General features: G+C 63.3%; 16 protein-coding genes. 7 read left to right on the top strand and 9 right to left on the bottom strand.

What is annotated here, in order from left to right; all coding sequences use genetic code 11:
• Window positions 1-104 precede the first annotated feature (104 nt).
• The 3 genes from ACFOJ9_RS37980 (at window position 105) to ACFOJ9_RS37970 (ending at window position 3,246) form a co-directional block, all read left to right on the top strand.
• Window positions 105-1,028 carry a sulfite exporter TauE/SafE family protein gene (locus ACFOJ9_RS37980; RefSeq protein WP_378987258.1) on the top strand — a complete coding sequence of 308 codons (924 nt, stop codon included), beginning with the start codon at window positions 105-107 and terminating at the stop codon, window positions 1,026-1,028.
• Window positions 1,028-1,819, top strand: a complete 792-nt coding sequence (locus ACFOJ9_RS37975; RefSeq protein ID WP_378987255.1) for a TIGR02186 family protein — start codon at window positions 1,028-1,030, stop codon at window positions 1,817-1,819. The genes ACFOJ9_RS37980 and ACFOJ9_RS37975 overlap by 1 nt, the downstream gene beginning before the upstream one ends.
• Window positions 1,820-1,989: 170 nt before the next feature.
• Window positions 1,990-3,246, top strand: a complete 1,257-nt coding sequence (locus ACFOJ9_RS37970; protein ID WP_378987252.1) for an Hsp70 family protein — start codon at window positions 1,990-1,992, stop codon at window positions 3,244-3,246.
• Between the two features lie 11 nt (window positions 3,247-3,257).
• On the opposite strand, the gene ACFOJ9_RS37965 is transcribed toward ACFOJ9_RS37970, so the two are convergent.
• Window positions 3,258-4,151, bottom strand: a complete 894-nt coding sequence (locus ACFOJ9_RS37965; protein WP_378987249.1) for a LysR substrate-binding domain-containing protein — start codon at window positions 4,149-4,151, stop codon at window positions 3,258-3,260.
• 278 nt (window positions 4,152-4,429) lie between these two features.
• Here ACFOJ9_RS37965 and ACFOJ9_RS37960 point away from each other — a divergent pair, with 278 nt between their 5' ends.
• Genes ACFOJ9_RS37960 through ACFOJ9_RS37950 form a run of 3 tightly spaced genes read left to right on the top strand, consistent with a single transcriptional unit; the run spans window position 4,430 to window position 9,029 of the window.
• Window positions 4,430-7,360, top strand: a complete 2,931-nt coding sequence (locus ACFOJ9_RS37960; protein WP_378987246.1) for a molybdopterin oxidoreductase family protein — start codon at window positions 4,430-4,432, stop codon at window positions 7,358-7,360.
• Entirely contained in the window at window positions 7,357-8,091 is a 735-nt protein-coding gene (locus ACFOJ9_RS37955) for a 4Fe-4S dicluster domain-containing protein (protein WP_378987243.1), read from the top strand. The genes ACFOJ9_RS37960 and ACFOJ9_RS37955 overlap by 4 nt, the downstream gene beginning before the upstream one ends.
• A gap of 2 nt (window positions 8,092-8,093) precedes the next feature.
• Window positions 8,094-9,029, top strand: a complete 936-nt coding sequence (locus tag ACFOJ9_RS37950; RefSeq protein ID WP_378987240.1) for a dimethyl sulfoxide reductase anchor subunit family protein — start codon at window positions 8,094-8,096, stop codon at window positions 9,027-9,029.
• A gap of 7 nt (window positions 9,030-9,036) precedes the next feature.
• Here the strand turns inward: ACFOJ9_RS37950 and pdeM are convergent, their stop codons facing one another.
• The 5 genes from pdeM to ACFOJ9_RS37925 all read right to left on the bottom strand — a co-directional run bounded on the left by pdeM (window position 9,037) and on the right by ACFOJ9_RS37925 (window position 15,148).
• Entirely contained in the window at window positions 9,037-9,753 is a 717-nt protein-coding gene (gene pdeM / locus ACFOJ9_RS37945; protein WP_378987237.1) for a ligase-associated DNA damage response endonuclease PdeM, read from the bottom strand.
• Window positions 9,750-12,299, bottom strand: a complete 2,550-nt coding sequence (locus tag ACFOJ9_RS37940; RefSeq protein ID WP_378987234.1) for a ligase-associated DNA damage response DEXH box helicase — start codon at window positions 12,297-12,299, stop codon at window positions 9,750-9,752. Before ACFOJ9_RS37940 ends, pdeM begins: the two co-directional genes overlap by 4 nt.
• Before the next feature lie 68 nt (window positions 12,300-12,367).
• Window positions 12,368-13,264, bottom strand: a complete 897-nt coding sequence (locus tag ACFOJ9_RS37935; RefSeq protein ID WP_378987231.1) for a C40 family peptidase — start codon at window positions 13,262-13,264, stop codon at window positions 12,368-12,370.
• Window positions 13,265-13,306: 42 nt separating this feature from the next.
• A complete protein-coding gene (locus tag ACFOJ9_RS37930; protein ID WP_378987228.1) occupies window positions 13,307-13,657 on the bottom strand; it encodes a MarR family winged helix-turn-helix transcriptional regulator in 351 nt (116 codons plus the stop codon).
• Between the two features lie 126 nt (window positions 13,658-13,783).
• Entirely contained in the window at window positions 13,784-15,148 is a 1,365-nt protein-coding gene (locus tag ACFOJ9_RS37925) for a leucyl aminopeptidase family protein (RefSeq protein ID WP_378987225.1), read from the bottom strand.
• A 124-nt stretch (window positions 15,149-15,272) separates the two neighbouring features.
• Here ACFOJ9_RS37925 and ACFOJ9_RS37920 point away from each other — a divergent pair, with 124 nt between their 5' ends.
• Window positions 15,273-16,094, top strand: coding sequence for a tetratricopeptide repeat protein (locus ACFOJ9_RS37920; RefSeq protein WP_378988314.1), 822 nt, complete (start codon window positions 15,273-15,275; stop codon window positions 16,092-16,094).
• Between the two features lie 91 nt (window positions 16,095-16,185).
• Here the strand turns inward: ACFOJ9_RS37920 and ACFOJ9_RS37915 are convergent, their stop codons facing one another.
• From ACFOJ9_RS37915 to ACFOJ9_RS37905, 3 genes are read right to left on the bottom strand one after another with little or no spacing between them, the layout of a single operon-like run.
• Window positions 16,186-17,205 (bottom strand): type II secretion system F family protein, encoded by a 1,020-nt coding sequence (locus ACFOJ9_RS37915; RefSeq protein ID WP_378987222.1) that lies wholly within the window; start codon window positions 17,203-17,205, stop codon window positions 16,186-16,188.
• Window positions 17,206-17,214: 9 nt separating this feature from the next.
• Complete coding sequence (locus ACFOJ9_RS37910; RefSeq protein ID WP_378987219.1) at window positions 17,215-18,228, bottom strand: type II secretion system F family protein; 1,014 nt, start codon at window positions 18,226-18,228, stop codon at window positions 17,215-17,217.
• Window positions 18,229-18,257: 29 nt separating this feature from the next.
• Window positions 18,258-19,760 (bottom strand): CpaF family protein, encoded by a 1,503-nt coding sequence (locus ACFOJ9_RS37905; protein WP_378987216.1) that lies wholly within the window; start codon window positions 19,758-19,760, stop codon window positions 18,258-18,260.
• Window positions 19,761-19,769: the final 9 nt, after the last annotated feature.

The raw sequence follows: 19,769 nt of genomic DNA, 5'->3' as shown, positions 1-19,769 counted from the left end.
TTTGACTTCGCAGCACCTCCGGCGCAAGAACGAATTGGCTTGTCGGTCCAAGATGCCCGCAACGGTTGCATTCGCCGACAGGCAGAACTGATCGAGACTGACGGGTGGGCATCTATCTCCCGATCGCGGAAATTTCCGTCAACGTCTTCGTCCTGCTGGCCATGGGTGCGGCGGTGGGCTTCCTGTCGGGCATGTTCGGCGTCGGCGGTGGCTTCCTCATCACGCCGCTGCTGATCTTCTACAACATACCCCCGGCGATCGCGGTCGCCACGGGCGCCAACCAGGTCATCGCCTCCTCCGTCTCCGGCGTCCTTTCGCACATGAAGCGAGGGACGCTCGACTTCAAGCTCGGCGGGGTGTTGCTGGCCGGCGGCATTGTCGGTTCCACCGGCGGCATCTACGTCTTCGCCTTCCTGCGCCGCCTCGGCCAGCTCGACCTGTTCATCTCGCTGCTCTACGTCGTGCTGCTCGGCACCGTCGGCGGGCTGATGCTGGTCGAAAGCGTCAATGCGCTGCGCGCCACGCGCAGCGGCGCGGCACCGGTGCTGAAGAAATCCGGGCAGCACAACTGGATCCACCGCTTGCCGCTGAAGATGCGCTTCAGGGCCTCAAAGCTGTTCGTCAGCGTCATCCCGGTGCTTGGCCTTGGCGCCGGCATCGGCTTCCTGTCGTCGATCATGGGCGTTGGCGGCGGCTTCATCATGGTGCCGGCGCTGATCTATCTCCTGAAAGTGCCGACCAATGTCGTTATCGGCACCTCGCTGTTCCAGATCATCTTCACCTCCGCCTACACGACGCTGGTCCATGCCACCACCAACCAGACGGTCGACGTCGTGCTGGCTTTCCTGCTGATGGCGGGCGGTGTCGCCGGCGCGCAATATGGCGCCAAGGCCGGCCAGAGGCTGCGCGGCGAGCAGCTCAGGGCGTTGCTGGCGCTGCTGGTGCTGGCGGTGGCGATACGATTGGCGATCGATCTTTTCGTCACCCCGCCCAATCTCTATTCGCTGTCTGCCGCGGGCCTCAACTGATGAGGGCTCCGAACGCATTCGTAGCCGCCATTGTCCTGTCGTTGCTTGCGGCCACGGTGCCGGCGAAGGCACAGACCCCGCTGATGGAAGGCATCCAGATCGGCCTCTCCACCGACAATGTCTCGATCACCGCCGGCTTTTCCGGCGCCGACCTGACCATCTTCGGCTCGCTGGAAAATCCCGATCCACTGGTCGCGCGCCAAGGCCGTTACGATGTCATCGTCGTGCTCGAAGGCCCGCCACGACCAGTGGTGGTGCGACGCAAGGACCGGGTGCTCGGCGTCTGGGTCAATCTGGACTCCGAGACCTTCGAGAACGTGCCGATGTCCTATTCGGTGGCGACGACGCGGCCGCTGCAGGACATCACCGAACCGAACAGTTACAGGCAGCTGTCGCTCGGCGCCTCCAACCTCTATATGCAGCCCGCCGATGCCGGCGACAGCCCGGCGACGATCGAGGAATTCACCGCCGCGTTGCGGGAGCGCAAGTCGGCGACCGGCCTCTACAGCGAGAATGTCGGCGGCGTGCAATTCCTGTCGCAGAACCTGTTCCGCGCTACCGTCAGGCTGGCGCCGAATGTTCCAGTCGGCACCCACAAGGCGCGCGCCTTCCTGTTCAAGAGCGGCGTGTTCATCAAGGAAAGCTCGGCCCAGCTCGAAATCCGCAAATCCGGTTTCGAACAGTCGATCTTCCGTGTCGCGCACAATTACTCCTTCCTCTACGGCATCTTCGCGATATCGCTGGCCATGCTGACGGGCTGGCTTGGAAGGGTGATCTTCCGAAAGGACTGAGGCGTCCAAAAGGGGTTTCCCTTTCGCCGATCATGCTATAGACCGCACCTCCCCGCCCGACGGGCAAACACGCACAATTCAATTCGGCAGAGTAGTCCGGTTGCCCGGACTGCGGCGCACGTCTCCCGGCGAGCGCCGATCCGCTGCCTGGACAATGACAGGAGGCTGCTTTGCGACCAGCATTCGGCGGTATCGACTTCGGCACTTCAAACTCCACCGTTGGCGTGGTTCGCAACGGGCAGCCGCGCCTCGTCGCGCTTGAAGACGGCCAGGTCACGCTGCCCAGTGCCGTGTTCTTCAACTTCGAGGACAACCGCACCTGTTTTGGCCGCCACGCCATCGCCAACTACACCGACAGCATAGAAGGCCGGCTGATGCGTTCGCTGAAGAGCGTGCTCGGCAGTTCGCTGGCCCATGAGAAGACCCGCATCAAGGCCCGCTCGATCGGCTTCATGGAGATCGTCGGCCTGTTCCTCGGCCATCTCCGCAAAAAGCTGGAGGAAGATGCCGGCGGCGTGGTCGAGACCGTGGTGCTCGGCCGTCCGGTGCAGTTCGTCGACGAAGATCTCGAGGCCGATGCAAACGCCCAGGGCGAACTTGAGAAGGCCGCGCGCGCCCAAGGCTTCAAGCACATCGCTTTCCAGTTCGAGCCGATCGCGGCGGCGCTCGACTACGAGCAGAAGGTAACGCGCGAGGAACTGGCGCTGATCATCGACATGGGCGGCGGCACGTCGGACTTCTCGATCGTGCGTGTCTCGCCGGAGCGCTCCCGGTCGCTCGACCGCAAGGACGACATCCTGGCCAGCCGGGGCGTCCATATCGGCGGCACGGATTTCGACCGGATGCTGAGCATCGCCCATGTGATGCCGCAGCTCGGCTATTTGACGCCAACCAAGGACGGCAAGCGCAACCTGCCGGCGAGCTACTTCATCGACCTCGCGACATGGCAGCGCATCAACCTGGTCTACACCGCCAAGGCGATGACGCATCTGCGCCAGATCCGCTACGAGGCCGAGCGTGCCGACCTGGTCGACCGCTTCATCCACATCGTCGAACACCGCTACGGACACGCGCTGGCCGCACTTGTCGAAAAGGCCAAGATCGAGCTGACCGACAGCTCGTCCGCTCAAGTGGCGGTGAAGCTGCCGGGTGCGGAGTTCGCCGCCGAAATCACGCGCAGCGGGCTGGATGCCACGATTGCCAGGGACATCGAGCGGGTCACAGCAACGGTGACGCAGACCATCCGGGACGCTGAGGTGAAGCCATCCGATATCACCGCGGTGTTCCTGACCGGCGGATCGACCGCGATCCCGCTGGCAAGGCGAGAAATCCTGTCGCTGGTGCCGCAGGCATCCGTTGTCGAAGGCGACATGTTCGGCTCGGTCGGACTTGGCCTGGCGCTGGATGCGCAACGCAAGTTCGGCTAACCCGGCCTGCCTCACCCATGGTCTGCTGATGTACCCAGATGCGCCTTGAGCGCCATCTGGGCCAGGCTTGCCTGGCGATCGCGATGGGTGATCATGGCGAAGTCGCGTTTCGGCAATTCGAGCGGCACGGATCTGAGACTGCCTTCGGCCACGGCGCGGGCCACGACAAGCTCCGAAATGATGGTGGCGCCGGCTCCCGCCTCGACCGCCTGGCGAATCGCCTCATTGCTCGGCAGCACCAGGAAGATTTGCAGATCGGCGAGTGAAATCCCCTCCCGTCGCGCAAGATCTTCCAGCACTTCGCGGGTGCCCGAACCGCCCTCGCGGATAATCCAGCGCAGGTCCTTGATGTCGGAGTGGCCGGGCGCAACTTCGGCGATCTCCGGATGCGTGCTGGCAACCACCAGCATCAGCCTGTCGACGCCGACCTTGGTGCGGCGCAGGATGTCGGACTCGGTGCGCCCCTCGACCAGGCCGAGATCCGCCGCGCCATCGAGGACATTGGCCTCCACCTGCCTGGTGTTGCCGATGGAGACGCTCAGCCTGACGGCGGGATAGGCTTCGTGGAAGGAAGCCAGCCGGCGCGGCAGCCAGTAGCTGGCGATGGTCTGGCTGGCGGCAATCGAGAGGCTGCCGGTGACGGTCTGCGAGACATGTTCCAGCACATTGCGGGCGGCGGCCGCCCGTTCGAGCACGGCCTTGGCCTCCGGCAGGAACCGGTGTCCGGTCTGGGCAAGCTCGATGTTGCGGCCGACCCGGTTGAACAGATGGACGCCGTGCTGTTCTTCAAGCGCCCGGATGGCGGCCGATGCCGCCGACTGCGAAATGCCCAGCAGTTCCGCCGCCTTGGTCATATGGCCGCGCTCCGCGACGGCGACGAAAATCCGCAACTGGTCCAGAGTCATGGGCGCATTAAGAACCAATATCGATCGAATTTACAAGAACAACTGATTAGACGGATCGATAGCTTTATTCTAAGTTTTCGAGCGAAGTTAGAAAAAATTCGCCGAGAGATCGCAGAGAGCAGAATGATCGGGCGGTTCAGATCCCTGCTTGCGCATTGGACCCGCGGCCTCAGGCGGCGACTGGCTGGCGATCGATATCACCCGGAAGAGCATTACATGCGCGGCCCCGGACCGAAGACACGAGCCAAATCCGTGGGCCGTACAGGCACCACCGGATCATGATGCAGGGACCGCCACGCGGCGCGAATTCGGCACCCTCGCAGCGCCCGCTTGCCGACACGCGCGCGCCCGATGAAGGCGACGGCGTCGACACCTCGCCTGACGTTTCCGACAGCATTGCCAAGACGACCTGCTACATGTGCGCCTGCCGCTGCGGCATCGACGTGCACATCAAGGATGGCAAGGTCCGCTACATCAACGGCAACAAGGACCATCCGGTCAACCGCGGCGTGATCTGCGGCAAGGGCAGCTCCGGCATCATGCAGCACTACAGCCCGGCAAGGCTGAAGAAGCCATTGCTGCGCACCGGCCCACGCGGCTCGGGCGAGTTCCGCGAGATCGAGTGGGAAGAGGCGTTTTCGATCGCCACCGAACGGCTCTCGGCCATCCGCCGGACCGACCCAAAAAAACTGGCGTTCTTCACCGGCCGCGACCAATCGCAATCCTTGACCGGCTGGTGGGCGAGCCAGTTCGGCACGCCGAACTTCGCCGCCCATGGCGGCTTCTGTTCGGTCAACATGGCGGCCGGTGGCCTCTACACGATCGGCGGTTCGTTCTGGGAGTTCGGCGAACCCGACTGGGACAACACCAAATATTTCATGCTGTTCGGCGTTGCCGAGGACCATGATTCCAACCCGATCAAGATCGGCCTCGGCAAGCTCAAGGCGCGCGGCGCCAAGGTTGTGTCGATCAATCCGTGCCGCACCGGCTACAATGCGATTGCCGACGACTGGATCGGTATCCGGCCCGGCACCGACGGACTGTTCGTGTTCGCCCTTATCCACGAATTGCTGAAGGCCGGCCGCGTCGATCTCGACTATCTCCTGCGCTACACCAACGCCCACACGCTCGTCATCCAGGAGCCGGATGCTGCCGATGACGGGCTGTTCGTTCGCGATGCCGACGGCAATCCCCTGGCCTGGGACAGGGTTGCGAAGACGCCTGTCAACGCAGCCGATCCAGATGCCAAGCCGGCACTGACCGGAAGCTTCACGATCGATGGCCGCCGCTGCGTTCCCGTGTTCCAGTTGATCGCCGACCGCTACCTCGATGAGAGCTATGCACCGGACGCAGTCGCCGAGCGCTGCGGCATTGCCGCCGACACGATCCGCAGGATCGCCGCCGAACTCGCGCATGTCGCCTTCGAACAGACGATCGAATTGCCGATCGCCTGGACCGACTGGGCCGGGCGCCGGCACGAGACGATCAAGGGGCGACCTGTTTCGATGCACGCCATGCGCGGCATCTCGGCCCATTCGAACGGTTTTCATACGTGCCGCGCCATCCATCTGCTTCAAGTCCTGTTGGGTACAATGGATGTCCCAGGCGGCTTCCGCTTCAAGCCGCCCTACCCCCGATCCGTACCGCCTGGACCGAAGCCGGCCGGCAAGACCGTCAAGCCGATGACGCCGCTCGACGGCATGCCGCTCGGTTTTGTCTGCGGGCCGGACGACCTTTTGGTCGATGAGGCCGGCACGCCGACCCGTATCGACAAGGCCTATTCCTGGGACGCGCCGCTGGCGGCACACGGTCTGATGCACACCGTCATCCGCAACGCCTGGGCCGGCGATCCCTACCAGATCGATACGCTGATGATGTACATGTCGAACATGGCGTGGAATTCCTCGATGAACACCGTCGAGACCATGGCGATGCTGACCGACCATGATGGCGAGGGCAACTACAAGATCCCCTTCATCATCTATTCCGATGCCTATTATTCCGAGACCGTGCCGTTCGCCGACCTCGTGCTGCCGGACACGACCTATCTCGAGCGGCATGATTGCATCAGCCTGCTCGACCGGCCGATCAGCCATGCCGACGGACCCGGTGATGCCATCCGCCATCCCGTCGTCGAACCGGACCGCGACGTCAGGCCGTTCCAGTCGGTGCTGATCGAACTCGGGGCGCGGCTCGGCTTGCCCGGCTTCATCAACGACGATGGCTCAGCCAAGTATGCCGACTACGCCGACTACATCGTCAACCATGAGCGCACGCCCGGCATCGGCCCGCTCGCCGGCTGGCGTGGCAAGGACGGCGCCGCGATCGGCAAGGGCGACGCTAATCCGGACCAGTTGCAGCGCTACATCGACAATGGCGGCTTCTGGCACCACGATTTTGCTGACGACCAGCGCTACTACAAGATGGCCAACCGCTCCTATCTCGACTTCGCCGTGCAGATGGGCTTCATCCCCAAGGCCGAGCCGATCCTCTTCCAGCTCTATTGCGAGCCGCTGCAGCGCTTCCGTCTTGCCGCGCGTGGTCATGGCACTGTCTTGCCACCGGAGGACGATCGCCAGCGCATCGAGACCTACATGGACCCGCTGCCGTTCTGGTACATGCCTTTCGAGGAGGCGATCGTCGACCTCGAAAAATATCCGCTGCATGCGCTGACGCAGCGGCCCATGCACATGTACCATTCCTGGGGTTCGCAGAATGCGTGGCTCAGGCAAATCACCAGCCAGAACCGGCTGTTCGTGCATCACCAGACGGCAGCTGGCCTCGGCCTTGTCGATGACGACTGGGTGTGGATCGAAAGCATCAATGGCAGGGTGAAGGGGCAGATCAAGCTGATCGACGGGGTGAACGAAAGCACGGTCTGGACCTGGAATGCCATCGGCAAGCGGCGCGGCAGCTGGGGGCTGAAGGACGATGCGGCCGAATCCAACCGTGGCTTCCTGCTCAACCATATCATCGGCGACCAGACCTCGGCCGATGCTCAGGGCAAGCGCTATTCGAATTCCGACCCTGTAACCGGACAGGCTGCGTGGTTCGATCTACGCGTGCGCATCGTCAAATGCGCGGCTGAAGACGCCGGCTTCACCGAGCCGCAGTTCGAGCGTTTCCAGCAGCCACCGCATTTCGAACCATCGCCCGACATACTGACCTTCGGTGCTGAATTCCGCAGGGCGAGAGAGGCGGCCGAATGACCTGTCTGCCAAGTCAAAGCGGCAAGAAGCTCGGCCTCGTCATCGATCTCGACACCTGCGTCGGCTGCCAGGCCTGCGTCACTGCATGCAAGGAATGGAACACCGGCGGCCACATGGCGCCGCTGACCGACATCGACCCTTATGGCGGCCATGTCGACGGCGTCTGGTTCAACCGTGTGTACAGCTACGAGCACACCACCGAGATGGGCGGGCGCACCGTCAACTTCCCGCGCTCCTGCCTGCATTGCGATACGCCGGCTTGCGTCACCGTCTGCCCGACCGGCGCCTCGTACAAGCGGGCTTCGGACGGCATCGTGCTGATCGATGAGGACAAGTGCATCGGCTGCAATTTGTGCAGCTGGGCCTGCCCCTATGGCGCACGTGAATTCGATATCGATGTCGGGGTGATGAAGAAGTGCACGCTGTGCGTCGACCGCATCTACAATGACAATCTGGCCGAGGAAGACCGCGTGCCGGCCTGCGTCGCCGCTTGCCCGACCAGTGCCCGCCATTTCGGCGATCTCGGCGATCCTCAGTCGGCTGTCTCGCAACTTGTGGCCGAGCGTGGCGGCGTCGACCTGATGCCGGAACTCGGCTATCGCCCGACCAACAAGTACCTGCCGCCACGCGCCCACACCAAGCGCGCCGCTTCGGTTCCCGCCCCGGCGCTCGAGCCGGTCAAGGCTGAAGGCGGCTTCCTGGGCTGGGTCGACCGCATGCTTTCGAACTAGCCATGCATCCAGCCTTCTCCGTCGTCTTCTTCACCACCGCCACCGGTGCCGGCTATGGTCTGCTGGCGCTGCTCGGGGCGCTTGGAGGATTCCAGATCATCCCGCCTGATTTCTGGCTGGGCCTGATTGGAATGGGCTTGGCGCTCGGCCTGATCGTGGCCGGATTGTTGTCGTCGACGGGTCACCTCGGCCGCCCCGAACGCGCCTGGCGGGCGTTCTCGCAGTGGCGCAGCTCATGGCTGTCGCGCGAGGGTGTTGCTGCGGTCACTACTTTTATCCCGGCTGGACTGTTCGGCATCGGCTGGGTGTTCTTTGGCCGCAGCGGCGGCTGGGTGGCTGTGGCCGGATTGCTGACGGCCTGTGGTGCGGTCGTCACCGTCTGCACCACGGGCATGATCTACGCCTCCCTGAAACCGATCGCGCAGTGGCACAGCCGCTACACGCTGCCGGCTTACCTGATCTTTTCGGCGATGACCGGCAGCATGATTCTGAATGCGCTGCTGCAAGGTTTTGCCTTCGGTTCGAAGATGCTTCTGGCGGCTTGCTTGCTGCTTACTTTGCTCGGCTGGGCTTGGAAGCTGGCGACCTGGCGATACAATGACCGGCTGGAAATCCCGACCACCGCCAACACCGCGACCGGGTTGGCGGGCGGCACGGTACGGTCGCTGGAATGGCCGCATACCGAGGAAAACTATCTGCTCAAGGAAATGGGTTTCCGCATCGCACGCAAGCACAGCGCGCGGCTGCGCCGGATCACGCAATTGCTGGCCTTCGCCCTGCCCGTCCTGCTGCTCGCCGCTGCATTTGCCTTGCCGTGGCCCTTCGCGGCGCTGCCGTCGGTGCTCGCCGGCATCGTTCAGTTCGCAGGTATGCTGGTCGAACGCTGGCTGTTCTTCGCCGAGGCGAAGCACACGGTGACGCTCTATTACGGCAGATAGGACTGTTTCAGCCGGGCCTGAGCATCGAGCGCGAAATGGCGAAGATACGGTCCGCGCCAAGCATATAAGCCATCAGCGTGTCCAACCGGAACAGCCCGGCATAGGCACGGTCGAGCACGTTGAGCGAGCCGGTGTAGGCGCCGAAGGCGGGCATGATCATGCGGCCGCCGTCGCCGGCAAAGCAGCGCCGCCGCACCGAGCGGCCACGCTGGACGATGCGGGCGCAAGGATGCAGATGGCCCGCTATTTCGCCTTCGACGCGCTGCCTCGATGGCTCATGCCGGAACAGCAGCGAACCGATGGCAAGTTCACGCACCGTCTCGCCGGGCAGATCGGCGGGTGCTTCCGGATCGTGATTGCCGGCGACCCAGAACCAGTCGCGGCCTGCCATCAGCGCCTCCAGGCGCTCGCGAAAACTCGCATGCATGCGCTCGGCGCCGCCGCCATCATGAAAACTGTCGCCCAGACTGATGACGATCGACGGCTGGTAATCGGCGATGACAGCTTGCAATCGCAGCAAGGTCGCGCCGGTGTCGTAAGGCGGGATCAGCGTGCCGCGCCTGGCCAGCGACGAACCCTTTTCGAGATGCAGGTCGGACACGGCCAGCAGCCGCAGATCCGGAAAATAGAGCACACCACGCGGATCGCAGACCGCGCGCTCGCCGGCGATGCCGACAAGGTCTGCCTCGGCGATCAGCGATGTGCGCGCCAGCGAAAAATTCATTCCTCAGTCATTTCTGGGCCCATGGCCTCCTCGACCAGCGTCGCCGCGTCCATCAGCAGCGTTTCATCGGCGTCGCCGTTCACCGGCATCTTGCCGATTTCGAGCATGATCGGCACGGCAAGCGGCGAAATCTGTTCGAGTGCCTTATGCACGATTCGACCCTGGATGCGCGAGAGCATGTCGGCAAGTCTGCTGACATCGAGCAGACCGGTTGCCGCATCGGCGCGCGTCGCCTGCAGCAGGATATGGTCCGGCTCATGGCTGCGCAGCACATCGTAGATGAGGTCTGTCGACACAGTGACTTGGCGGCCACTTTTCTCCTGACCCGGGTGACGCTTCTCGATCAGCCCCGAAATCAGCGCACAGTTGCGAAAGGTGCGCTTGAGGAGCCAGCTGTCGGCCAACCAGGCTTCGAGGTCGTCACCCAGCATGTCCTGGTCGAAAAGTGCACTCAGCGATGGTTTCCTGGCTTTGAACATCGCGCCCATGTCGCCCAGCGACCATATGGCCAAGGCATAGTCGGTGGCGACAAAGCCGAGCGGCCTGGCTCCCGCCCTATCCAAGCGGCGGGTGAGCAGCATGCCGAGAGTCTGGTGTGCCAGCCTGCCCTCGAACGGATAGGCTACCAGATAGTGACGGTTGCCGCGCGGAAAGGTCTCGATCAGCAGGTCATCGCGTTTGGGCAGCACCGATTTGTCGGCCTGGAACCGCAGCCAGTCGGCCACCTGCTCCGGCAGCTTTTTCCATCGCTGCGGATCGTCCAGCATGATGCGGACCTGTTCGGCGAGGTATGTCGACAGCGGAAACTTGCCGCCGCCATAATAGGGCACCTTGGCATCGCTGCCGGGCGCGTTCGACACGAAACACTCACTCTCGCGAATGCCCTCGAAGCGCAACACTTTGCCGGCAAACATGAACGTGTCGCCATGCGTCAGCGTTTCGAGGAAGGCCTCCTCGATCTTGCCGAGAACCCTGCCGCCGCGTGAAGCCGCGCCTTTGCTGCCGGCCTTGATATAGCGCACATTGAGCGCCGGCACCTCGATGATGGTGCCGACATTCAGCCGGTATTGCTGGGCGACGCGCGGATTGGTCACCCGCCAGAACCCGTCCTTGTTCAGGCGGATGCGGGCGTAGCGCTCGTAATTCTTCAGCGCATAGCCGCCGGTGGCGACGAAATCGATGACGCGGTCGAATGTCGGCCGGTCGAGATTGGCATAGGGCGCTGCCGTTCGCATTTCCTCGAACAGGTCATCGGCACGAAACGGCGCGCCGCAGGCGCAGCCCAGCACATGCTGGGCCAGCACGTCGAGCCCACCATTGATCAGCGGCGGCGTGTCCTGGGCGCCGAGATAATTTGCGTCGAGTGCTGCCCTGCATTCCAGTACCTCGAAGCGGTTGGCCGGGATGAGGATCGCCTTGGATGGCTCGTCCATACGGTGGTTGGCGCGGCCGATGCGCTGCGCCAGCCGGCTGGCCCCCTTCGGTGCGCCGACATGCACGACCAGATCGACATCGCCCCAGTCGATGCCCAGGTCGAGCGTCGAGGTGGCGACAATGGCGCGCAGCGCATTCTCGCCCATCGCCTTTTCGACGCGCCGGCGCTGGGCGACGTCGAGCGAGCCGTGATGCAGTGCGATCGGCAAGGTGTCTTCGTTGACCCGCCACAGTTCCTGGAACAGCAGCTCCGCCTGGCTGCGGGTGTTGACGAACAGCAGGGTCGTCTTGTGGCGCTTGATCTCGCGGTAAATCTCGGGCGTCGCGTAGCGCGCCGAGTGTCCCGCCCACGGCACGCGCTCTTCCGAATCGAGGATGGAGATTTCGGGCTTCGCACCGCCAGTGACGACGATCAGTTCGGCCATGCCGGGACTTTTCGAACCTCTCGGCGGGTTTTGGCCGACCAGCCAACGCCGCAATTCATCCGGCTCGGCCACTGTCGCCGACAACCCGATCGTCTGCAAGCCAGGCACATAGCTGCGCAGCCGCGCCAGACCGAGCGCCAGCAGATGCCCGCGCTTCGACGTCACCAGCGAGTGCAACTCGTCGAGCACGACATAGCGCAGATCCTCGAAGAAACGCCTGGCGTCGGGCGCTGCGATCAGCAGCGCCAGTTGCTCGGGCGTGGTCAGCAGGATGTCGGGCGGCACCAGCTTCTGGCGCTGGCGCTTGTGCGCCGGCGTGTCGCCGGTGCGCGTTTCGATGGTAACAGGCAGGCCGATCTCCTCCACCGGCTTGCCGAGATTGCGTTCGATATCGACGGCCAACGCCTTCAGCGGCGAGATGTAGAGCGTGTGGATGCCGCGATGCGCCTGGCCTGGCTTTCTCTTTGGCCGGTTGGCCAATTCGGTCAGCGAGGGCAGGAAGCCGGCCAGCGTCTTGCCGGCGCCGGTCGGCGCGATCAGCAGGACCGACTGTCCGGCCTGGGCTTTCGCCAGAAGTTCAATCTGATGGGCGCGCGGCGACCAGCCCTTTTCGCCAAACCATCTGATGAACGGTTCGGGCAGGGCCACGGTGGCATTCTGTTCGGCAAGGCGCGGCTGCTCTGTCACGCGTCAGAGGTAGCGCGACGGCAGTCAATCGCCAAGAAGAATCGGAACAAAAGGGGATCGTTCTTTCCCTAAGGCCGCCGAAACCCTGTTGGGCCGCCATAGAGGTAGCCGATGCGGGCGACGGCGTCCTTCAACCCTTCGCGTGACACCAGCATGGTGTGGCCGTTGGCGTGGATCATCGTATCGGCGTCGGTCATGACGGCGACATGGCCCTTCCAGAACACCAGATCGCCGCGCCGCAGCCCTGAGAAATCAGGACCCGGCTCGAGCGGATCGCCAAGCGTCGCCGCCTGCATGTCGGAATCGCGCAGCACGTTGCTTCCGGCCATGCGCATCGCCAGTTGCACCAGGCCCGAACAGTCGATGCCGAAGCCGGAAGTGCCGCCCCAGAGATAAGGTGTTCCAAGAAACGTCTCGGCAACCGCGACATAGTCGGAGGCTGCTTCACCGAGCGGCCGCAGATGACCAGCGATGATCGCCTCGCCGGATGGCAGGACGGCATAGTGCGTGCCTCGCGTCTCGGCGGCATCCGTCACCGTCACTGTCGATCCCATCGACAATTGTCCGGCGATGGGAAAGCGCAGATCCGGCCCGGGGTAGAGGAAGGTGCGCGGCACGCAAACAATGTGCGTGGGCGAAAGATCCCGCCCGCCCAGCATCGTGTCGACGACATAGCCGACATAGCCGTCGCGTTCGGCCTGGACCCAGGCCCAGCCCTCAGCGACCTCGAAGACGAGGACATCGTCGCCGAACAGAAGTTGCGTGTTGATGCCGGCATCCGGCCGCGGCGCCTTGCGCATATCGGCCACGGACGCGGTGATCCGCGCCGGCCGGCCGGCGACGAAGCGGTCGGCGGCGACCTCGCCCTTCAGCCTGGCATCGGCAAGGTCGGAACGGAAGGCATGAAGGCGGGCATCCCTGGCAGTCAAATCGGTAACTCGGTCAAGATTGACTTGTTTGAGCATGATCTTTTCCGAAAACCGGTTCCCACTTTTCGGGATCATGCTTTAGATTGGCAGTTCGTGGGCTTTGACGATGATACCATCGCCGAAGCGCTCGACAAAGAGCGCGCCCTCGACCGTGCGCCTGATCAGCACATTGCGCTTGTCGAGCTCATCGCGATGCCGCGACACCAGCTTCAATGCCCCCATCGTGTCAAGCGCGCGGGTGATCACCGGCTTGGTGACATTGAGGCGGGCGGCGAGCCCGCGCACCGTGTGCGGCGGCGGATCGAGATAGATGGTGAACAGGATCGCCGTCTGGCGCATGGTCAGATCGGGCGCGTCGTCGCGCACCTGCGACAGCATTACTTGCTGCCACAGTCGCAAGGCCTGGCTCGGGCGCATCGCAATCGACATCGCGCCAGCATGACGGCAAATTGTTTCGGTTCCGTTTCAGTCGCTAACCTTCTTGTTGAACATGATCTCTGGACAAACGGTTTCCGTTTGTCCGAGAAAACCGGTTCCCACTTTTCAGGATCATGGTTAGCCAAAGCGTTTCAAGATGATCCGTTCCAGCGCGCGGATGCCTTGCGCCTCGCCGCCGGCGGGACCATGCGGGCGATCGGCGGGGTTCCAGGCGAAGATGTCAAAATGCGCCCAGCCCGCGGTCTTTTCGACAAAGCGCTTCAGGAACAGTGCCGCCGTGATCGAGCCGGCGAAACCGTCCGTGGTGACATTGTTGATGTCGGCGATCTTCGATGCCAATTTTGCATCGTAGGGCCGCCACAACGGCATGCGCCACAGCGGATCCTCGGCCGCGACGGAAGCCGCCGCCAGGTCGGATGCCAGCGCCTCGTCGCCGGTATAGAACGGTGGCAGATCAGGGCCGAGCGCGACACGGGCAGCTCCGGTCAGCGTCGCCATGTCGATCAGAAGCTGCGGCTCCTCCTCGTCGGCCAGCGCCAGCGCATCGGCCAGCACCAGCCGCCCCTCGGCATCCGTGTTGCCAATCTCGACTGACATGCCCTTGCGGCTCGTCAGCACGTCGCCGGGCCGGAAAGCGTTGCCGGCAATCGAATTCTCAACTGCGGGAATGAGCACGCGCAGCCGTACGTTCAGCCCGGCTGCCATGATCATCGAGGCCAGGCCAAGCACATTGGCGGCACCGCCCATGTCCTTCTTCATCAGCAACATGCCGGACGATGGCTTGATGTCGAGACCGCCAGTGTCGAAACAGACCCCCTTGCCGACGAGCGTCACCTTCGGCGCACCTTGTCGCCCCCATCTCATGTCGATCAGGCGCGGCGCGCCGGCCGACGCGCGGCCGACGGCATGGATCATCGGGAAATTCTGCTTGAGGAGATCGTCGCCCTTCACCACCGAGACTTCGGCCTTGTGCCTGCCGGCAAGGGTTCGCACTGCCTTCTCCAGCTCTTCCGGGCCCATATCGCTGGTCGGCGTATTGACCAGATCGCGGGTCAGGAAGACGCCGTCGGCAATGCGGCGAACGCGTCCGGCATCGACGCCGGCCGGCAGGCCGAAGCGCAGCGCCTTGCCTGACTTCTTGCCATAACGGGTGAAGACGTAGCCGCCGAGCACCAGCGCGATTGCTGCGAGTTCGGGCTCGGCCGGCGCCGAGGCGAAATGCCAGTCGCCCTCCGGCAAGGCTTTCGACAATGCGCCGAGGGCGAGTGCGCCTTCGCCGTCGCCGATACCGAACAAGGCGCCGCCGAGCGCTCCGTTTTCGCCGGGCACGACCAGCGTCCGGCCTGCCTCGCCGGAAAAGCCGTTGGCTCTGCCCCAGGCGACAGCGGCCGGCGCAAGACCGGCTGCGTCCAGACCGTCCCTGGCGACCAGATGAACCGGCAGCGCGCCCGGCAGTTTCTTCTCGACGAGTTCGACAGGCATTCGATGTTCTCCGTGCGGCGCCCCGAGTCGGCGTTCTTAACCGTCCGTTAGGGTTAACAGAATATTTCTGCGGGAGGGAAGACGGCCACGCAATGGCCGCGCATGAATGGAGGCCCAGGTGCCGATGCCGACCGACCGCAGGATCAATGCCAGGGGAAAACGGCTCATCACCACGGCCCTCATGCTGTCGCTCGCAGCCGGTGTCGCCGGTTGCGGAACCGACAAGCTTTCCACCGGCTCGATCGGACGCACCAGTGGCAAACCGCTGGAAAGCATGTCGGCGGGAGAACTGCACAATGCCACCGGTGCACTTGGTCAATCCTACGCCAGGAACCCCGCCGACAAACGGATAGCGACAAATTATGCGGCGGCATTGCAGATGGACGGCGACGCCGACCAGTCGCTGGCCGTGATGCGCAAGCTCGCCATCGCTCTGCCGAAGGATCGCGACGTGCTTGCCTCCTATGGCAAGGCGCTGGCCGCCAATGGCCAGTTCGAGGCGGCACTCGACGCCGTGCGCCGCGCTCAGACGCCGGAATATCCCGACTGGAAGCTGGTGTCGGCCGAAGCGGCCATTCTCGACCAGACCGGTCAGAAGGACGATGCGCGCCAGCTTTACCGCAAGGCACTCGACCTCAAGCCGAACGAGCCTTCCGTGCTCTCCAATCTTGGCATGTCCTATGTGCTGGAAGGTGACCTGCGCACAGCCGAGACCTATATGCGCTCGGCCGCGCAGCAGCCGAATGCGGACAGCCGGGTCCGCCAGAACCTGGCGCTGATCGTCGGCCTGCAAGGCCGTTTCGACGAAGCCGAGAAGATCGCCTCACAGGAACTCTCGCCCGAACAGGCGCAGGCAAATGTCGCCTATCTCAGGCAGATGCTGGCCCAGCAGAATGCCTGGAGCCAGCTCAAGGATCAGGACAAGTCAAAACCGGCGACCAACTGAGGCGACGATCTTTGTAACGACCATCAATGAAGAAGCCGCGCTGCAATGCAGCGCGGCTTCTTCACATGTCGTGCAGGGATTTGCTTCGCCGCTACTGGGCTGATGCCGGTGCCGGATGATCGCCGAAGATACCGCGCTGGCTGACCTGAATGCCGGCGGGGCCGAGAATGATGGCGAAAAGCACCGGCAGGAAAAACAGGATCATCGGCACGGTGAGCTTTGGCGGCAAGGCGGCGGCCTTCTTCTCGGCCGCATTCATGCGCATGTCGCGGCTTTCGGCGGCAAGCACGCGCAGTGCATGCGCCACCGGCGTGCCGTAGCGCTCTGCCTGGACAAGTGCCTGCGACACCGACTTGACCGAATCCAGGCCGGTGCGGCTTGCCAGGTTCTCGTAGGCCTGCTTGCGTTCCTGCAGATAGGAAAGCTCGGCGTTGGTGAGGATGAATTCTTCCGCCAGCGCCACCGATTGCGCGCCGATCTCGTCGGCGACCTTGCGCAGCGCGGCTTCCACCGACATGCCCGATTCGACGCAGATCAGCATCAGATCGAGCGCATCCGGCCATGCCATCTGGATCGACTGCTTGCGCTTGGTGGCGCGGTTGTTCACATAGACGACCGGAGCGTAGAAGCCGCCATAAGCAACGAGGATGCAGACGAACAGCCTGATGACCAATGGCTTGTCGGGCAATGCTCCGAGCACGAAGATGTAGATTGCGGCCAGGGCGAAGCCGGCAAAAGGAAGCACGAGGCGGAAGAAAAGAAACCGCGTCAGCGGATTCTGTCCGCGAAACCCGGCCACTTTTAGTTTCTGCAACGTGCCCTCATCGGCGAGTGCACGCTTCAGATCCAGCCGGTCGACAATGTTGCGCATGCCAACCGACTGCTCCTCGCGCAGGCCCTTGCGACGGCGATCCGCCTCGACGGCAAGCCGGGCGCGCTGTTTGGCACGCAATTCGTCGCGTTCCAGCGCAACGGTTTTCATGCGTGCCTTGAGCTGGTTTCCACCAAACGCCGGCAGCAAGGTGAAGACGGTCGCAAACACCGCTATTCCGACCAGCAGCGCGATCAGGAAGCTCGGATCCGTCAGGGATTTGATGACTTGATCGGTCATGCCAGCATCCTAGACATCGAAGTTCATCATCTTGCGCATCACCAGGATGCCGATCGACATCCAAACCGCCGAGCAACCAAGGATCAGATTTCCGACGCTGGTGTTGAAAAGCGGCATCAGGTAGGCCGGGCTCGACAGGTAGACGAGAAAGGCGACGATGAAGGGCAGCGCACCGATGATCGCGGCGGACGCCTTCGCTTCCATCGACAAGGCCGCGACCTTGGCTTTCATCTTCTTGCGGTCGCGAAGCACGCGCGAAAGATTGCCCAGCGCCTCGGAAAGATTGCCGCCAGCCTGCGACTGAATCTGGATGACGATGCCGAAGAAGCTTGCTTCGGTACAAGGCATGGTTTCGGGCATGCGCAAGGTCGCATCGGGGATCGAGAGGCCCATCTGCTGTGAATCGACGATGCGGCGGAACTCGGTCTTCACGGGTTCGGGCGATTCGTTGGCGATCATTCGTACGGCGTCGTTCAGCGGCAGGCCGGATTTGACAGCACGCACGATGATGTCGAGCGCGTTTGGAAATTCGTTGAGGAATGCCTTGACCCGGCGGGCGCGACGAAACGAGACGAACCAGCGCGGCAAGCCCAGCGCCCCGGCCAGCAGCACGCCAGGCAAGGCGAACATCGGCGCTCCGGCCACAAAGGCGACCATCGTCAAAACGAGGCCGCATACGGCGGAATATATGTAGAAGCGCTCGACGGTGGTCTTCAGGCCGGCTTGGCGGAGTTGGGCTTTCAGCGGCGGTTTCTTGACGGTGCTGTCCTTGGTTTTCTGCTTTGCGTCGAGCTCGTTGAGCGAATCCTGAACCGATTTGCGCCGCTTGACGGCTTCCGCCACGCGATCGCGCGAGGCCTTGACGACGGAGCGATCCGTCTCGGCGGTCCTGATCGTTTCGAGCCGCTTGCCAACCTGTTTCTCGTTGCTGATCCGGGTGAACAGGAATGCATAGGCGACGGCGCCGGCGCTGAAGCCGGCGAGCACGACAAACGCCAGTACTGTGCCGTCAATTCCAAACATTGGCCCGAACCCTTACGCCCCAAGATGCGTCAGTCAGCGCGTTTCTCCATCGCCTCGAGCGCTATGGCGAGGCGCTGCTCCTCGCCATAGTAGCGGGCCCGGTCCCAGAAATGCGGACGACCGATGCCGGTCGACACATGCTCTCCCAGCAGCCTGCCATTGGCGTCCTCGCCCTTGATGTTGTAGAGGACGATATCCTGCGTGATGATGACGTCGCCCTCCATTCCGATCACCTCGGTGATGTGGGTGATGCGACGCGATCCATCGCGCAGGCGCGCCGCCTGGATGATCACGTCGATGGAACCGACGACGATTTCGCGCACTGTCTTCTGCGGCAGCGAGTAACCGCCCATGGCGATCATGGATTCGATACGGTTCAGGCATTCGCGCGGGCTGTTCGAGTGGATCGTTCCCATCGAGCCGTCATGGCCGGTGTTCATCGCCTGCAGAAGGTCGAACACTTCGGGTCCGCGCACTTCGCCGACGATGATGCGCTCGGGCCGCATGCGCAGGCAGTTCTTGACCAGGTCGCGCATCGTCACCTCACCCTCGCCCTCCAGATTGGGCGGGCGGGTCTCGAGACGCACCACATGCGGCTGCTGCAATTGCAGCTCGGCCGAGTCCTCGCAGGTGATGACGCGCTCCTCGCGATCGATATAGTTGGTCAGGCAGTTGAGCAGCGTCGTCTTGCCCGAGCCGGTACCGCCCGAGATGACGATGTTGCAGCGAACACGGCTGATGATCTTGAGAACTTCGGCGCCCTGCGGGGAGATGGCGCCGAACTTGACCAGCTGATCAAGCGTCAGCTTGTCCTTCTTGAATTTGCGGATGGTGAGCGTGGCGCCGTCGATGGAGAGCGGCGGCGCGATGACGTTGACGCGGGAGCCGTCGGGAAGACGCGCGTCGCAGATCGGGCTGGATTCGTCGACACGGCGGCCAACCTGGCTGACGATGCGCTGGCAGATGTTGAGGAGCTGCTGGTTATCACGGAAGCGGATGCCAGTCTGTTCGACCTTGCCGTTGACTTCGATGTAGACGTTCTTGGAGCCGTTGACCATGATGTCGGCGATGTCGTCGCGGGCGAGCAGTGGTTCGAGCGGCCCATAGCCGAGCACATCGTTGCAGATGTCCTCAAGCAATTCTTCCTGCTCGGCAATCGTCATCGCGAAATTCTTGATCGCGATGATGTCGTTGACGATGTCGCGGATTTCCTCGCGTGCGCTTTCAGGATCAAGCTTGGCGAGCTGCGACAGATCTATCGTGTCGATGAGTGCGGAGAAAACCTGGCTCTTGGTGTCGTAATAGGTTTCGCTCTTTTCGCGCTGTGCCCGCTTCGGTTCGGGCGCCAATGGCGGTGCCTCGACCGCGCGGCGCGCCGGCGGCGCGACAGGTGCGCTTGGCGCGGCCGCAGGCCGGGTCAGAACCGCCGTGTCCACAGGACTTGCAGCCGGCGGTGCAACAGGCGCCGGTGCTGGCTGGCGAAATTCCGGCGTGAACCGGTTGCCGTCGTCGCTGCCTCTTTTACCAAACATGATCGACTA

This window comes from Mesorhizobium cantuariense (assembly GCF_042647205.1).
Classification (GTDB): domain Bacteria; phylum Pseudomonadota; class Alphaproteobacteria; order Rhizobiales; family Rhizobiaceae; genus Mesorhizobium; species Mesorhizobium cantuariense.
Note: the sequence above shows the minus strand (reverse complement) of the source record. Positions and strands in the feature narration are given on the sequence as shown.

Bases quoted from the DNA above. Each gene is read 5' to 3' on its own strand.
- ACFOJ9_RS37975 (WP_378987255.1), top strand. From the start codon at position 1,028: ATGAGGGCTCCGAACGCATTCGTAGCCGCCATTGTCCTGTCGTTGCTT.
- ACFOJ9_RS37965 (WP_378987249.1), bottom strand. From the start codon at position 4,151: ATGACTCTGGACCAGTTGCGGATTTTCGTCGCCGTCGCGGAGCGCGGC.
- ACFOJ9_RS37960 (WP_378987246.1), top strand. From the start codon at position 4,430: ATGATGCAGGGACCGCCACGCGGCGCGAATTCGGCACCCTCGCAGCGC.
- ACFOJ9_RS37955 (WP_378987243.1), top strand. From the start codon at position 7,357: ATGACCTGTCTGCCAAGTCAAAGCGGCAAGAAGCTCGGCCTCGTCATC.
- ACFOJ9_RS37950 (WP_378987240.1), top strand. From the start codon at position 8,094: ATGCATCCAGCCTTCTCCGTCGTCTTCTTCACCACCGCCACCGGTGCC.
- pdeM (WP_378987237.1), bottom strand. From the start codon at position 9,753: ATGAATTTTTCGCTGGCGCGCACATCGCTGATCGCCGAGGCAGACCTT.
- ACFOJ9_RS37935 (WP_378987231.1), bottom strand. From the start codon at position 13,264: ATGCTCAAACAAGTCAATCTTGACCGAGTTACCGATTTGACTGCCAGG.
- ACFOJ9_RS37930 (WP_378987228.1), bottom strand. From the start codon at position 13,657: ATGTCGATTGCGATGCGCCCGAGCCAGGCCTTGCGACTGTGGCAGCAA.
- ACFOJ9_RS37925 (WP_378987225.1), bottom strand. From the start codon at position 15,148: ATGCCTGTCGAACTCGTCGAGAAGAAACTGCCGGGCGCGCTGCCGGTT.
- ACFOJ9_RS37920 (WP_378988314.1), top strand. From the start codon at position 15,273: ATGCCGACCGACCGCAGGATCAATGCCAGGGGAAAACGGCTCATCACC.
- ACFOJ9_RS37915 (WP_378987222.1), bottom strand. From the start codon at position 17,205: ATGACCGATCAAGTCATCAAATCCCTGACGGATCCGAGCTTCCTGATC.
- ACFOJ9_RS37910 (WP_378987219.1), bottom strand. From the start codon at position 18,228: ATGTTTGGAATTGACGGCACAGTACTGGCGTTTGTCGTGCTCGCCGGC.
- ACFOJ9_RS37905 (WP_378987216.1), bottom strand. From the start codon at position 19,760: ATGTTTGGTAAAAGAGGCAGCGACGACGGCAACCGGTTCACGCCGGAA.